The 13,246-nt window shown below is 54.8% G+C and carries 15 protein-coding genes; 9 read left to right on the plus strand and 6 right to left on the minus strand.

Annotation, left to right across the window (positions count from 1 at the left end; translation table 11 throughout):
• Positions 1-201: 201 nt before the first annotated feature.
• Entirely contained in the window at positions 202-1,131 is a 930-nt protein-coding gene (locus AAFN83_RS01450) for a DUF5692 family protein (RefSeq protein WP_347766569.1), read from the plus strand.
• 471 nt (positions 1,132-1,602) lie between these two features.
• Here the strand turns inward: AAFN83_RS01450 and AAFN83_RS01455 are convergent, their stop codons facing one another.
• The 3 genes from AAFN83_RS01455 to AAFN83_RS01465 are packed head-to-tail and all read right to left on the minus strand — an operon-like array spanning position 1,603 to position 4,633.
• Positions 1,603-2,616: a FecCD family ABC transporter permease gene (locus AAFN83_RS01455; protein WP_347766570.1), complete on the minus strand. Its 1,014-nt coding sequence runs from the start codon at positions 2,614-2,616 to the stop codon at positions 1,603-1,605.
• The gene (locus AAFN83_RS01460; RefSeq protein ID WP_347766571.1) at positions 2,613-3,620 is read right to left on the minus strand and encodes a FecCD family ABC transporter permease; all 1,008 of its coding nucleotides are present in this window, start codon (positions 3,618-3,620) and stop codon (positions 2,613-2,615) included. The genes AAFN83_RS01455 and AAFN83_RS01460 overlap by 4 nt, the downstream gene beginning before the upstream one ends.
• Positions 3,621-3,661: 41 nt before the next feature.
• Positions 3,662-4,633 carry an iron-hydroxamate ABC transporter substrate-binding protein gene (locus AAFN83_RS01465; RefSeq protein ID WP_347766572.1) on the minus strand — a complete coding sequence of 324 codons (972 nt, stop codon included), beginning with the start codon at positions 4,631-4,633 and terminating at the stop codon, positions 3,662-3,664.
• A 318-nt stretch (positions 4,634-4,951) separates the two neighbouring features.
• On the opposite strand from AAFN83_RS01465, the gene AAFN83_RS01470 reads away from it, so the two are divergent.
• From AAFN83_RS01470 to AAFN83_RS01480, 3 genes are read left to right on the plus strand one after another with little or no spacing between them, the layout of a single operon-like run.
• Positions 4,952-6,274 (plus strand): APC family permease, encoded by a 1,323-nt coding sequence (locus AAFN83_RS01470; RefSeq protein WP_347766573.1) that lies wholly within the window; start codon positions 4,952-4,954, stop codon positions 6,272-6,274.
• A 60-nt stretch (positions 6,275-6,334) separates the two neighbouring features.
• Positions 6,335-7,114, plus strand: a complete 780-nt coding sequence (locus AAFN83_RS01475; RefSeq protein ID WP_347766574.1) for a SagB/ThcOx family dehydrogenase — start codon at positions 6,335-6,337, stop codon at positions 7,112-7,114.
• 1 nt (position 7,115) lies between these two features.
• Positions 7,116-7,583, plus strand: a complete 468-nt coding sequence (locus AAFN83_RS01480) for a 2-thiouracil desulfurase family protein (protein ID WP_347766575.1) — start codon at positions 7,116-7,118, stop codon at positions 7,581-7,583.
• A gap of 44 nt (positions 7,584-7,627) precedes the next feature.
• Here AAFN83_RS01480 and AAFN83_RS01485 read toward each other — a convergent pair whose 3' ends face one another.
• The gene (locus tag AAFN83_RS01485) at positions 7,628-8,227 is read right to left on the minus strand and encodes a DNA-3-methyladenine glycosylase I (RefSeq protein WP_347766576.1); all 600 of its coding nucleotides are present in this window, start codon (positions 8,225-8,227) and stop codon (positions 7,628-7,630) included.
• Positions 8,228-8,438: 211 nt separating this feature from the next.
• Between AAFN83_RS01485 and AAFN83_RS01490 the strand changes: the two genes are divergently transcribed.
• Positions 8,439-9,389: a radical SAM protein gene (locus AAFN83_RS01490; RefSeq protein ID WP_347766577.1), complete on the plus strand. Its 951-nt coding sequence runs from the start codon at positions 8,439-8,441 to the stop codon at positions 9,387-9,389.
• Here the strand turns inward: AAFN83_RS01490 and AAFN83_RS01495 are convergent.
• Both AAFN83_RS01495 and AAFN83_RS01500 read right to left on the minus strand, forming a co-directional pair.
• Positions 9,374-9,796, minus strand: a complete 423-nt coding sequence (locus AAFN83_RS01495) for an ImmA/IrrE family metallo-endopeptidase (RefSeq protein ID WP_347766578.1) — start codon at positions 9,794-9,796, stop codon at positions 9,374-9,376. The genes AAFN83_RS01490 and AAFN83_RS01495 overlap by 16 nt on opposite strands.
• A gap of 21 nt (positions 9,797-9,817) precedes the next feature.
• Entirely contained in the window at positions 9,818-10,252 is a 435-nt protein-coding gene (locus AAFN83_RS01500; protein WP_347766579.1) for a helix-turn-helix domain-containing protein, read from the minus strand.
• A gap of 205 nt (positions 10,253-10,457) precedes the next feature.
• Between AAFN83_RS01500 and AAFN83_RS01505 the strand changes: the two genes are divergently transcribed.
• The 4 genes from AAFN83_RS01505 to AAFN83_RS01520 all read left to right on the plus strand — a co-directional run bounded on the left by AAFN83_RS01505 (position 10,458) and on the right by AAFN83_RS01520 (position 13,246).
• On the plus strand, positions 10,458-11,075 hold the full coding sequence (locus AAFN83_RS01505; protein WP_347766580.1) for a DUF1492 domain-containing protein: 618 nt from the start codon (positions 10,458-10,460) through the stop codon (positions 11,073-11,075).
• A 226-nt stretch (positions 11,076-11,301) separates the two neighbouring features.
• A complete protein-coding gene (locus AAFN83_RS01510) occupies positions 11,302-11,727 on the plus strand; it encodes a phage tail terminator family protein (protein ID WP_347766581.1) in 426 nt (141 codons plus the stop codon).
• Entirely contained in the window at positions 11,714-11,926 is a 213-nt protein-coding gene (locus AAFN83_RS01515; RefSeq protein WP_347766582.1) for a hypothetical protein, read from the plus strand. The genes AAFN83_RS01510 and AAFN83_RS01515 overlap by 14 nt, the downstream gene beginning before the upstream one ends.
• Positions 11,927-11,929: 3 nt before the next feature.
• On the plus strand, positions 11,930-13,246 hold the full coding sequence (locus AAFN83_RS01520; protein ID WP_347766583.1) for a phage tail sheath family protein: 1,317 nt from the start codon (positions 11,930-11,932) through the stop codon (positions 13,244-13,246).

A 13,246-nucleotide genomic window follows, 5' to 3' on the forward strand; every position in this document is an offset into this window, starting at 1 on the left:
CGGTTTTTGCCATCGCATCTAATTCGCAAGACCCAAGCTTATGTAGGTGAAATCGGGAGATTCCGACATGCAAACCGGACTTCAAAGAGATTCAAGAAAATTGCGTCAGATCAAGGTTTTTGCAAAATTGCTTGATGATTTCTCCCTGAGCTATAGTCGTGGTGAAGAGGTTACACTATTTAGGGGAAGGAAGTCATCATTATGTTTCTCTTTGAAGCAATGCCGTGGTATTCTGTGGCCATGTGGTTCATCGTTCTGGCGGGTCTCATGTTGGTCAATGAACTCGCTCGGCTCAGCAAGTGGGTTTCCATCGGCTTGTTCCTCGTCCTGCCTGTGATCTTGACGATCGCGGTATGGCCGAATACAGCAGGGGAAGGCTCCAGCGTCGGAACCTGGTTCCACTGGGTCAAGGTTTATTCGGCTCTTGCCGGTTGCCTTGGGTTCCTCGCCATCCGGTTCATCAAGGGCTGGAGCAACAACAAATACGCTCTCCTGTTCCCGCCTGCTATTCTTGCCTTGAATATCCTCGAAGCGGTCATTCGGGATTTCCAAGTGTACGGGCTGGATGGAATCGTAGACGGTGTTATGATGAACGGTGGTCCGTGGAACATCATGAACGGGATTGCCGGGATCTTGAACATCATCACGATCTCCGGCTGGATGGGCATCTACATCAGCAAGGATCGTCAAAAGGACATGATCTGGCCGGACCAACTCTGGTTCTGGGTCATCGCGTATGACATCTGGAATTTCGCTTATGTCTACAACTGCGTCTCCGATCACTCGTTCTATGCAGGCGCTGCGCTCCTGATCTCCTGCACCATCCCGGCCTTCTTCTTCAAGAAGGGCGCTTGGCTGCAACACCGCGCACAAACCCTGGCGATCTGGATGATGTTCACGATGTCGGTTCCGGCCTTCGTCGGCACGTCCAAGTTCGCGGTACAATCCTCGCATAGCGAGGCAGCCTTGTGGACCGTGAGCGGCTTGTCTCTCGCAGCTAACGTTGCGGTGATGATCTACCACGTCTACAAGATCGTCAAGAAGAAGCGCAATCCGCTGAAGGAAGAGGTTTACACCGACCTTCCCGCTTACAAGAAGCTTGCTGATCCGAGCCACACGATCGCCGGTTAAGCTCAACCTCCTTGCATGCACGCTAGGATAGAGGGGACTCCATCGGGACTTCGGCCCTTGGAATCCCCCGCTAAGAAGGGCGGCTCTCCTCGCAGGAATAAACCTGCAGGGAGGGCCGCCCTTTTCTTCCTAACGTAGAAACCAAAATCCCCATCCAAGCCGCTTGCGGGACGGCTTGGATGGGGATTTTGGCATTCGAGCGAGGATGCTATTTCCTGGGACGCTGGCCTCGCAGCGGTCCCAGGGAGTAGCAGAGGAGCGGGCCATCTGAGTAGACTTGTGGATTGAGAAAGTCCATTAATAGGAATCAGCCTGAGCTATGATGTGGCGTATGCCGGATCACATCAATAGCCTAGATGGGATCAGCCGAGGCCCGGATTAAGCTTCAGGCCCGCTGGTTCCCTTTAATGGCTAGATGAGACCCAGGCTGGACTTTTCAGCACAAGCGGCCTGAGCCAGCAAGATGTAGGCTCACGCTTTCTGGCGAAGCAGCAAATAGAGGAAGTAGGGGGCTCCAATGAAGGCCACCATGATCCCGGCGGGAATCCCGTTCGGGTCGGCTAGGTTGCGGCCGATTGTGTCTGCCACGAGCAGCAGCCAGCCGCCTGTGAGAATCGCCACGGGCAACGATAGCTGGCTGCGCGGGCCGGCGAGCGCCCGGGCGATGTGCGGAGCCATCAGTCCGATGAAGCTGATGCCCCCGGTTACGGACACCGAGGAGGCGGCGAGGGCAACAGCAGCGGTGAGCAGCAGCACCCGCTCACGGTGGAGACGGACGCCGACGCCTATGCTGACCGAATCCCCCAGCTCCAGCAGGTTCAAGGCGTTCGCCTTGAACAGCACATACGGGATGAGGAGGACTAGCCAAGGCAGCAAGGTCCAGACAAAGCCGGCATCGGTTCCCCAGATGCTACCCGCCAGCCATTTGGCGATGAAGTCCACCTTGCTCCGCTCGCTGGAGGAGATGAGCACCATCATCGTGCCCGAGAGGGCAAGCGAGAAGCCGATGCCGACCAGCACGAGCCGAATCGGCTGCAAGCCTTCTCCTCTTCGATAAGAGAAGGCATAAATGAGGGCGGCTGTTACGAGCGCTCCGGCAAATGCCGCGAACGGCAAGGTGTATACGAATGAGCCGGGATCAATAGGCAGGAATAGGAAGAAGACGGCGACGCCGACTCCGGCGCCGGAATTGATCCCGATGATGCCCGGATCGGCCAAATCATTGCGTGTTAGCCGCTGGAGGATAGCGCCCGATAGAGCGAGTCCCATGCCAGCCAAGAGCGTGATGAAGATGCGAGGCAACCGGATCGAGAAGAGGACGAAGGCCTCCTTTTTCGTTCCGTACCCAAACAGGACAGGCAAGAGACGATCATAAGACAGCGAGGAATAGCCCCAACCGGCGGCGACCCAGATGGTCGCGAGAATAAGCGAGAAGAGGGCGAGCAATATCCAGCGCTGTCGCCGAATGCGCCCTTCGGGAGTCAAGTGACACCGCCTCCCTTCTTGCTGACAATCCAGATGAAGAAGGGCAGTCCAAGCATCGCAACGATTGCGCTCACGGAGGTTTCGTAAGGAGCATTGATCGTTCGACCGACCGTATCCGCGAGCAGCATGAATACCGCGCCGGTCAGGGCGGACAAGGGAATGATCCGGCGGTAATCCGGTCCTGCAACCGTCCGCACGATGTGCGGGATCATCAGGCCGAGGAAGGCGAGGTTCCCGACCAAGGCAACAGAAGCCCCGGCAAGCAGGATAATGGCGAGAAACAGGATGCTCTTCACCCGCGCAGTATGCTGCCCGAGCCCGGAAGCCACCTCATCGCTCAAGCTGAGTACGGTCAATTGACGGCTGAAGAACAGGGCGATGAGGATGCCGACGGCAAGAAAAGGCGTGATGGCGCCAAGCTCCTTCCAGGTCGTCCCGATCACGCCTCCTGCGCTCCACAAGGAGATCTCTTGGGAGAGCCGGAAGGTAATCCCGATCGCTTCCGCGACAGCGGTTAGCAGCGTAGAAACCGCTGCACCGGCAAGCACCAGGCGCAGCGGAGAGAAGCCGCGCCGATTCAGGGCGCCGATGCCAAAGACGAGCAAGGTGCCGAATGCAGCGCCGAGAAAGCAGGCGGTCATGATGCCCAGGAAGCCGACGCCGGGGAGAAAGGCAAGCACGACCGCGAGCATCGCATTGGCGCCTGCTGTCAAACCGAGCAAGCCCGGATCGGCAAGCGGATTGCGCGTCATGCCCTGCATGATGGCGCCAGCTACGGCGAGTGCCGCCCCGACTGCGAGAGCGGCGAGCTCACGGGGAAGGCGCAGCTCGCGGATGAGCAGGCTCGCCTTGCCATCCGGCTTGCCGATGAGGGCAAGCCAGACGTCGCGCAGTGTGCTGTCCGCCGCCCCGAACAGCAGGGCGAGCAGGAACATTACGGCAAGCGCCGCAAAGCCGCAAATCAAGAGGACCCCGAAAGAGATCCGGTTGGAGGGTTCTTGCATGGAATCAACTTCCTTTACGGGTTTCAACGAGTCAGATCGGCTTATTTGTGGCCGAGGAAGAATTCCTTGAAGGTTTCCAACTGGTATTCCAGGGTGATGGCATCATTGAAGTAGAATTCCTTCATGGGAACCTCCAGGACATGCTGATTCTTGACGGCCGGAATGGTTTTATAGGTTTCCGTATCCTGATAGGAGTTGTCTGTATCCGGGTCCTTGCTGACGATGAGGTAATCTCCGGTGTAATCGGGCAAAACCTCGGCGGAGAGGGCAAAATATCCATCCTTCGTGGTCGCTTCCTTCACTTTATCCGGCATCACCAGCTTCATGCCTTGATAGAGAATTTCAGTGCCGCGGCCCCAGTGATCGCCGTACAGATAAAGCTGCTTGCTGAAGTTCTCGATGACGGAAACCGATGTGTTCTGGCCGAGTTTGGCCCGGATTTCGTCTCCTGCTTCTTGCTCGCGCTTGCGGAAATCGTCAGCCCAGGCTTGCGCTTCCTCGCCTTTATTCAGCAGCTTGCCGATTTCGACATGCTGCGCTAGGTAATCCAGCTTGCCATAGGTGAATGTAACGGTCGGAGCGATTTCCTTCAGCTTGTCGACATTCTTGATTGTAGAGAGACCGATGATCAGGTCTGGCTCGAGCTCTAGAATTTTCTCGATGTTCTCATCTGAGACTTCCACCGCGTCCTTCAATTTGTCTTCAAAGCGCGGATTCATCTTCGCCCACGAGTCCACACCCACAACGGGGACACCCAGCGCAAGAACACTGCCGGCATAGGACGAGAGGACAACAACTCGCTTTGGATGAGCAGGAACTTCAACCGGACCGTTCTCCGATTGATAGGTGATGGTGTCCGAATTACTGGCAGCGGGGGATGCACTGGCTGGAGCAGTAGTGGCAGATGGGCTTGCACTTGGGCTCGTGCTGGAGATGTCGGCAGATTTGCCGTTTCCGCAGGCCGACAGGACGAGAAGGAAGATCATAATGAGAGGCAGGGTGAGCTTTTTCATAAATTCAGGTCTCCTTATGTAACTGATAATGATTCTCAATATCATACTAGATGAATTATTACTCATTTTGTGTTCGCCTGTCAATGGGATTTTCTTGACGATTTGCCTGATGAGGATGGACAGAATACCCGCCATTCAAATGATAAGAGGTGCTATCTATTCGTGATAAGGGAAACTTTCTACGAATTACGTTCTTTGTTTCACAAGGGGGATAGCTAGGGTGCGGAATGTCCCGTATAATGAGGATTTTAAGGGATGTGCGAGCGCTGGGATAGGCCGGGTCACACTCTAGTCTGATAGAGAAAGGAATCGATCGAAATGAGCTCGAATTCGTCGATCATGAAGAAATCGGTAACCGTCGTGGAGGCTCTGGCCATTGTCGTGGGGATGATTATTGGTTCAGGGATCTTCCTTAAGCCCTCCATTGTGTTGAGCGATGCAGGGACGCCTACCCTCAGCATTCTGGCGTGGACGCTTGGCGGTATCATCACGTTGGCCTCGGCTTTGTCCATCTCGGAGATCGCAGCGGCGATTCCGAAGCCAGGCGGTCTGTATGTGTACCTGGAGGAGCTGTACGGGGGGGTCTTCGGCTTTCTGCTGGGATGGGTGCAAACCATCATCTCCTATCCCGCTTCGGTTGCCGCGCTGGCCATCGCATTCGCTACATACTCCGGTTATTTTCTCCCCATGAATGAGGGAGAGCAGAAGCTTCTCGCCATCGGGATTCTGGCGTTTATCTTGACTATGAATGTCCTCTCGACCAAATACGGCGGCTTCATTCAGACCGCCGCAACGATCGGAAAGCTCATTCCCATCATCGGCATCGTTGCGTTTGGGCTTCTCTCCGATGCGGCGCCCGGGCTGGACGGAATCTCTGCGGCGGCTTCTTCGGCGGGGTTTGGGGTGGCGATCCTGGGAACCCTGTGGGCTTATGATGGATGGATCGGAGTCACCAATATGGCCGGGGAGATGAAGAACCCGTCCCGAACGCTTCCCCGGGTCATTACGGGTGGTGTCCTCTTTGTCATTGTGGTTTACGTCCTGTTCAATCTAGCAATCTTCCAGGTACTTCCGGTGGAAACAATCATCTCTTCCAAGACGCCGGGAGCGGATGCGGCCAAGGTGCTCTTTGGCAGCGATGGAGCAGCATTTTTAACAGCAGGGATCATGATATCCGTACTCGGCGCACTAAACGGGTACTTGATGACCGCTGCTCGTGTTCCCCAGGCTATGGGCCAGGAAGGCAAACTGCCCTTTTCCCGGTTTCTCGGCGGCATTCATCCTCGCTTTAAGACCCCTGCCAATGCATTGGCGCTACAATCCGTGCTTGCCGTGATCTATATTCTGTCCGGGAGCTTCAACACGCTGACGGATATGCTGGTGTTCGTGCTCTGGATTTTCTTCACGATGGGTGTGTTCGGGGTGTTTCTGCTTCGTCGGAAGTATCCGGTAGAGAAGGGGCGCTACCGCGTTCCGCTCTATCCCATCACTCCTCTTATTGGGGGGCTGGGAGGAGCCTACATTTTATACAGCACCATCGTGGGCGATCCCGTGCGCTCGCTGGTAGGGATCGGCATCACCCTCATCGGGCTTCCGGTTTATTTCATCATGCGTAACCGCTCCACTTCGAGAGGGGCTTAATAAACAATAGAATTGGATCATGTTTGTAGATAAGCAATTTGGAGAAAGGGCGAGGTTACAATGGAAATGGAAAACGCTACGGAAAGCTGGTTAAAGAGCAACCGCACCTTCATGAAAAGCGATTTTGCCGATGAGGACATCGAGTCGGATCAAGAAAAAAAGCTGCCACAGCCCCCGCTTTCTAAGGCAGCTGTGCGAGAGGAACGCATCCCGCTGCCTAAGGAGTATTCCGAGGTTATTCAAACCTCGGATTATCTTCAATTGTTGGGCCAGAGAAAAAGCAGTCGAGTCTTCCAGCAGGAAGCCCTCACGTTGACGGAGCTGGCCTTCTTGTTGTGGAGCACGCAAGGGGTGACCGGTATTCGGGGGTCTCATTATGCGACCACTCGCCCTGTGCCCTCAGCAGGTGCTCGGCATCCGTTCGAAACCTATTTGGCGGTGTTCCAAGTGGAGGGACTCGAGCCCGGAATCTATCACTACCTTCCGCTTGAACATGAGCTGGAATGGATCTCCCATCCCGAGGAATTGAAGGAGCTCGTCGGTGTCAGTCTGTGTGATCAGACGTGGGCTGCAAAGGGAGCGGTAACCTTTTACTATACTGTTGTGCCTTACCGCAGCGAATGGAGGTACACGGTACGCTCCCATCGGGTCATGCTGATGGATGTCGGTCACGTCATGCAGAACCTGTACCTGTCCTGTCATGCCATTGGTTGCGGAACGTGCGCGATTGCGGCTTTTCATCAGGAAGAGGCCGACCGCTTGCTTCAAGTTGACGGAGAAGAAGAGTTTGTCCTCTATGCAGCTCCGGTTGGCAGGATAAAAGGCAGCAAGGAGGAATGACATGATCTTGGTCAGTGCTTGTCTGGCAGGCATGAAGGTTCGATATGATGGAAGAGACAATCTAGTAGAGACCTTGGGCCGATTCATCGAGGAAGGGCGGGCCCTTCCGGTCTGCCCGGAGGTGCTGGGTGGCCTGTCAACGCCGCGAGAGCCTGCGGAAATCGTGGGCGGCACAGGAGAAGATGTGCTGGATGGTCACGCAAGAATCATTGACCGAACCGGTTGCGATGTCACGACGGAATTCGTGAGCGGGGCTTATGAGGCGCTGCGGGTTGCGAGGGAAGCAAAGGCAACGGTCGTGGTGCTGAAGGAATCCAGCCCCTCCTGCGGCAGTTCGCGAATCTACGACGGCACGCATTCAGGGCACAAGATTCCGGGGATGGGCGTTACGGCCGCTCTGCTTCAAAGAGAGGGCATCCGGGTCTTCTCGGAAAACCAATTGGATGAGTTGTTCCGAGAGTTTGAGTAAGTAGATATGGAGTAGCCTCAACCCGGACTCGGTTCCCGGTTCAGTTAGCAGGCTCCGTGTTGATCGCAGCTAAGCAAATGATCATTCACCAAGCCGACGGCTTGCATGTAGGCATAGCAAATCGTAGGGCCGACGAACTTAAAGCCTCGCCTGAGCAAATCCTTGCTCATGGCCTCCGAGATGGAGGTTTTGGCAGGGACTTCGGTAACCTCGGTCCATTGGTTTTGAATAGGAGAATGGTTCACCCAGCTCCATAGGTACCGGTCAAAGCTCCCAAACTCCTCTTGTACGCGAAGGAACGCCTGAGCATTCAGCGGAAGAGCGGAAATCTTCGCTCGGTTGCGGATGATCTCCGGGTTTTGCAGCAACTCTTGCAGCTTGCCCTCATCGTAGTGGGAAATGAGATGGGGATCGAAGCGATCAAACGCTTTGGACATCGCCTCTCTTTTGCGGAGAATGGTTGACCAGCTTAGCCCGGCCTGCATTCCTTCGAGAATGAGCATTTCAAATAGACGTCGATCGTCATGCTCGGGTTTTCCCCAGACGGTGTCGTGATAAGCTTGGTCCAGCTCGGATTTGGCCCATGGACATCGTTGGATAGAAGGCGTTAGGGTGGAATTCGAGGGTGCGACGGTCATGGTCATCAAAACCTCCTTGGGAGAATTGTGTAACTTTGATCACACTGTTAGGCAACCCCTTGCGTTATAATCGAAAGGCTTTGCTTTCCGTAAGAGACTGCAACGAAATAAGTACCGCTAAATTGGTGACAAAACTCCCAAAACCGTGGAGCTTTTGTCACCAAAAGCGGATACTACTTTCCTTGCAGCTCCTAAGTCTATCGCAGGAGGGGTTTGAATGACGTACAAATCACTTGAGCTTGTAAAACCGGAAGAATACACCTTGGAAGGGCTGGAGATCGGCGTTACTTCCAATTGTAACTTTAAATGTGAGTACTGCTGTGCCTACAATCGCGACGACGGCCAATCTCTGGACAGCGGAGAGATTATTCGCATTCTGGAAGGGCTACCGGAGTTGAAACGTGTTCGTCTGTCCGGCGGCGAAGTAACATTGAATTTCAAGGATTGCGAGGAAGTCGTGGCCTACTGCTCCTCACGAGGAATTGCCACCCAATTGAACAGCAACGCGAGCTTGCTCAGCGCCTCCCGCATTGAGCGGCTAGATAAGGCTGGGCTAACCACCCTGCACGTATCTTACAACTATACGGATGCTGCGGAATGGTCCAGCTATTATCATCTGCCGGAATCCGTTCATCGGAAGATTCAGGAAAACCTTCGACTCGCGGCCCAAACGTCGTTCGACACCGTCGTGGAGACGCTCTTGTTCGAAGGGACCATGGAACGGCTTTCGGAAATCCATGAGTCAGCCTACGAGATGGGCATTCGCACCCATGAAATTCAAAATGCGATCCGTATGAACCACACCGGATGGTCCGCCATCGCTGCTCGCGACCAGTTGAAACAAGCGGTCGAGGGGCTTGTCCGAGCAAAGAAAGACGACATGAAGCTCTATTTGACCTGTATGGATCGGTTTGTGGATCTGCTGGGATTGCCGCAAGGAGACAACATTTTCTATTCCCACTGCATCGACGGCAAAACCCAGCTTCACCTGCACGGCAACGGGGATGTGCTCATCTGTGAGCTTTGTCATCCCGTTGTGATCGGCAATATTTACTCCGGCACCGATCTGAATACCATCTATCGAGATCGCCCTGCTGCTTTGGACTCTTACTTAAAGAAGCTTCCTTGCCCGGCGCTCGATGCGCTCTTCCCTCAGTCGACCCGATAAAAACGCATCATCTCCGCAGGAATTCCATTGCGTCGGAAGAACTGTTCAAGCGTCTCCTCCGAACCAGGCTCGTCCATTCCGGCGAGCAGGTGCACCGCGAACTCATTCGCTTCCTTCTCGATCCGGTCGATGGGATACAGCGTGTTGCTGCGGAGAAAAGGCGTGTTGGTCTTCGGGTGAATGACCCCGTGTCCCAACTCGTGCGAGCAGACAAAGCGCTGCCAGTCCTCATCAAGATTCTGATTGATGTGGATGATGGGAATGCGTTTGTACGTGCTGAAGTACCCCAAAGTAGCCCCTAACGGTTCAAAAAGAACCGGAATCCGGCGGGCTTCCGCGATCGCGAACGGATTGTTGGTGCCATAACGGCGGATGAGCGCCGCTGCCATTCCCTTGATCGTGTTCATGAAACGCTCCCCTCCGGGTTTCTATTGTCGGTATTTATGGGGTGTAAATCGTTGTTTTGAGAGCTGCTTGGCCAGTCGCATGGAATTTTCCAGCGAGAGGCGGAGCAGCTCTTTTGTTTGATCGTCCATGGCTTCTCCATGGAAGGCGAGGGCCTCGTTGCTTTCCAGGTCATTCATCATCTTCTCCAGATCTTTGGCGATATCGCGTTCCTCCTTCCTGCTGATCAATCCTTCACCGGCCAGTTCAGGGGCAGCATCCTGGCTGCGGCCGAGCAAGTAATCGACGCTCACCCCGTGAACTTCCGCAAGTTTGCCGATCATCTCGAGGTCAGGTCTAGCGATGTTGTTCTCCCAGGCATTGTAGCGGGCGCGCTTGACGCCAAGGCGGTCGGCCATTTCATCCTGGGTGAGATGCTCGCGGGCGCGCAGCTCGCTGAGGGTTTTGCCGATCTTCATAAGGCAGGCTCCTTTGCTAGGAATTGGTGTAGGGCGGTTGATAATAATTTTATCGCAATGGCGAATTGACGATAAGAATATTATCAACTATACTGAGGAGGAAGTCAACAATTTCCATATGCTGACGTTTTTTTTACCAGGATTGATAATAATTTTATCATTATGTCGTATAAGAAGATACCCATTTTTCGAAGGAGGAATCAGCATGAATCAGGAACAGGTCATTCAACAACTAAAGGGCTATAAGCGGATTGTAAGCCGCATCAAATACCTGGAGAAATTCCCCGTAGGAGGAGGCATTCGCCTGAGCACCATCAGCCAGGACGACAACCTGCAGCAGCTCCATCGGCAACTCCGGACGATGCCTACCACCGCCTATTTGACCAAGAGAGAGCAGGAGCTGGAGAAGACAGCCCATTCCTATTTAACCCGCTATCCAACCGGAACGAAAGCCCAGCTTCGGGAGGTTCAAGGGCTCTATTCCGAGGATCGAGAGGACGAGGGCAAGCTGCGGGAGGTGGAGCAGAAGATTCGCAAGGTGCTGGAGACGCGGACCGGACAATCGGAAGGGTTTCACGGCGTTTTGGAACGGTTATCCGAAATCCAGGACCTGGAACAGGAGAAGGAGCAGATCGACAATGCGCTCGAGGCACTCGGCGAATACAAACCGGAATACGCGGAGCTCCTTCGTCTTCGTTATATTGAAGGGAAAGCCGTCGATCAAGTGGCAGACGACCTTGCCATCTCCCGGGTGACCTTCTTTCGATGGAAGACGCGTTCCCTTGAGGAATACGCCAACGTGGCAGGCGGGAGAGAATGGTGATACTTTTGTGATCGCGAAGAGGGACGCGAAGGAAACGGAGTTGGCACCACAGCCCTGTTTTGACCGTGGTAAGATGATAACGTGCAAGAGATAGGGAATACGAGAGAGCGGCCTACACAGGGCCGCTTTTTTGTTTGCCGGTTGAGGAAGGAGGGGAAGCGAAAGGCGACTCGGTCGGCCCGTTAACCGTTGCACAGCTCAAGGCAGAAAGAAAGGGGGACGGCCCATGGCACTTACCCAAGCCATTCGGACCTCGTTGGAAGAGCTCCTTCGAGGATTCAATCCAGCCATTTCGATTCGCGGCATCGACAACCCGCCGCCCGCTGAGCCCTATTGGGAGCTTACTCTTCAGACAAGCGGGTCGACCCGGGAGACCGGACAGCGGATTCGCCAGTCAGACGGCTTCCAACTGGGATTGATCGGTGCTGGCGAGGAAGTCGGGATGGAGGCGATCTCTTATCTGTTTGAACAGCTGGAGTACTTGTCCATTCCGGGCAGGACGCTTGCTGGAACGGAGATCTCCGCCGAACGAACCGACAGCGGCCTGATGATTCGGGTTCGTTATGTGTACCACATGCTCAAGGCGCGGCCTGCCGTGCCCAAGATGCAAACTCTCCAACAGAAAGGAACGATCGCTCATGGCGAAGCGTGATTCCGCCAAGACGGCCCTTCCGAAACCGGACGCAAAGCTTGTCCCGGCGACAGTCTTTACCAAGAAGCAATTGCTGCAATCCAAGCGGTTCGAAACAAAGAAGGATCTCCTCGACATGCTCCTCGCTCCGAACGAACGAGTGACGATGGCGGAAGCAGAAAAACGAATGAAAACATTTTTAGCCAAGGAGGCGCGATAAACAATGGCAGGTGGAACATTTACGGCGCAAAACAAAGTGAGACCTGGGGTTTACATCAATTTTGCAAGCAATGGGGGAGCGCTCGGCGCGATCGGTGGCCGCGGAACGGCGGCACTGCCGATTGCTCTTTCTTGGGGAGAGCCGAAGAAGCTGCTTACCCTTCAAGCCGGCGAGGATCTGTCCACGAAGCTGGGCTACGATCTGACAGCACCGGAATTGGTGCTGGTTCGCGAAGCACTGAAGCGGGCAGGAACTCTGCTTCTTTACCGGTTGAATACTGGGGAAAAGGCCAAGGCAACGGCTGAGAATCTGACGATCACGGCCAAGTTCGGGGGAACCCGCGGCAACGATATTCAAGTTACCATTGAATCGAATGTGGACCGCGAGGGCCAGTTCGACGTTCATACCTATTTGGCTGGCAAGCAAGTGGATGTGCAGACGGCCGCTACGGTGGCCGAGCTTGCGGCGAATGCCTGGGTTGACTTCAGCGGCAGCGGTGTCCTTGCTCCAACGGCAGGAGTTTCCTTGACCGGCGGTGCAAACGGCACAGTCGTCAATCAGGACTATGTCGACTTCCTCACGGCTCTGGAGCTTCATGACTTCCAAACGGTAGCTCTGCCTTCCAGCGACGCGGCGATGAAAAGCTTGTTCGTCTCGTTCGTGAAGCGTCTGCGTGACGGCGAAGGCCGCAAGATTCAAGCCGTGCTTGAAAACTACCCGGAAGCCGACTCCGAAGGCATTATCAGTGTGAAGAACGGCGTTCAACTGAGTGACGGCACCGTCTTGACGGCGGCACAAGCTACGGCATGGGTGGCTGGCGCTACGGCGACGGCAGCTGCGAATCAGTCACTGACCTACACCGCTTACGATGATGCAGTGGATGCGGCTCCGCGCTTGACCAACTCCGAAATCGAAAATGCCTTGAAGAACGGGGAGTTCGTCTTTACCAGCCTGAGCGGCAAAGCGGTCGTCGAACAGGACCTCAACACCTTCAAGAGCTATACCCCGGAGAAGGGCAAATCCTTTTCCAAGAACCGAACGCTCCGCGTGCTGGACGGGCTGGCCGGCGACTGGAAGAAGGTATACGAGTCGTATTACATTGGCAAGGTTGACAACAATGCGGACGGCCGAAGCCTGTTCCGTAATGAATGCGTCAAGCTGGCTGAGCAATACCAGAACATGGGGGCTCTGCAAAACCTGAAGCCTGCCGATGACATTCAAGTACTTCCGGGAGCGGATGCGGACTCCATCCTCGTTGAAGCGACTCTTCAGCCGGTGGATTCCATCGAAAAAATCTACATGAAAGTACAGGTGATCTGA

Origin of the sequence: Gorillibacterium sp. CAU 1737 (genome assembly GCF_039888655.1) — a bacterium.
Classification (GTDB): Bacteria; Bacillota; Bacilli; order Paenibacillales; family NBRC-103111; genus Gorillibacterium.

Bases quoted from the DNA above. Each gene is read 5' to 3' on its own strand.
- AAFN83_RS01485 (WP_347766576.1), bottom strand. From the start codon at position 8,227: ATGACCATGACCGTCGCACCCTCGAATTCCACCCTAACGCCTTCTATC.
- AAFN83_RS01465 (WP_347766572.1), bottom strand. From the start codon at position 4,633: ATGAAAAAGCTCACCCTGCCTCTCATTATGATCTTCCTTCTCGTCCTG.
- AAFN83_RS01505 (WP_347766580.1), top strand. From the start codon at position 10,458: ATGAATCAGGAACAGGTCATTCAACAACTAAAGGGCTATAAGCGGATT.
- AAFN83_RS01515 (WP_347766582.1), top strand. From the start codon at position 11,714: ATGGCGAAGCGTGATTCCGCCAAGACGGCCCTTCCGAAACCGGACGCA.
- AAFN83_RS01475 (WP_347766574.1), top strand. From the start codon at position 6,335: ATGGAAATGGAAAACGCTACGGAAAGCTGGTTAAAGAGCAACCGCACC.
- AAFN83_RS01480 (WP_347766575.1), top strand. From the start codon at position 7,116: ATGATCTTGGTCAGTGCTTGTCTGGCAGGCATGAAGGTTCGATATGAT.
- AAFN83_RS01500 (WP_347766579.1), bottom strand. From the start codon at position 10,252: ATGAAGATCGGCAAAACCCTCAGCGAGCTGCGCGCCCGCGAGCATCTC.
- AAFN83_RS01450 (WP_347766569.1), top strand. From the start codon at position 202: ATGTTTCTCTTTGAAGCAATGCCGTGGTATTCTGTGGCCATGTGGTTC.
- AAFN83_RS01495 (WP_347766578.1), bottom strand. From the start codon at position 9,796: ATGAACACGATCAAGGGAATGGCAGCGGCGCTCATCCGCCGTTATGGC.
- AAFN83_RS01510 (WP_347766581.1), top strand. From the start codon at position 11,302: ATGGCACTTACCCAAGCCATTCGGACCTCGTTGGAAGAGCTCCTTCGA.
- AAFN83_RS01470 (WP_347766573.1), top strand. From the start codon at position 4,952: ATGAGCTCGAATTCGTCGATCATGAAGAAATCGGTAACCGTCGTGGAG.
- AAFN83_RS01460 (WP_347766571.1), bottom strand. From the start codon at position 3,620: ATGCAAGAACCCTCCAACCGGATCTCTTTCGGGGTCCTCTTGATTTGC.
- AAFN83_RS01490 (WP_347766577.1), top strand. From the start codon at position 8,439: ATGACGTACAAATCACTTGAGCTTGTAAAACCGGAAGAATACACCTTG.
- AAFN83_RS01520 (WP_347766583.1), top strand. From the start codon at position 11,930: ATGGCAGGTGGAACATTTACGGCGCAAAACAAAGTGAGACCTGGGGTT.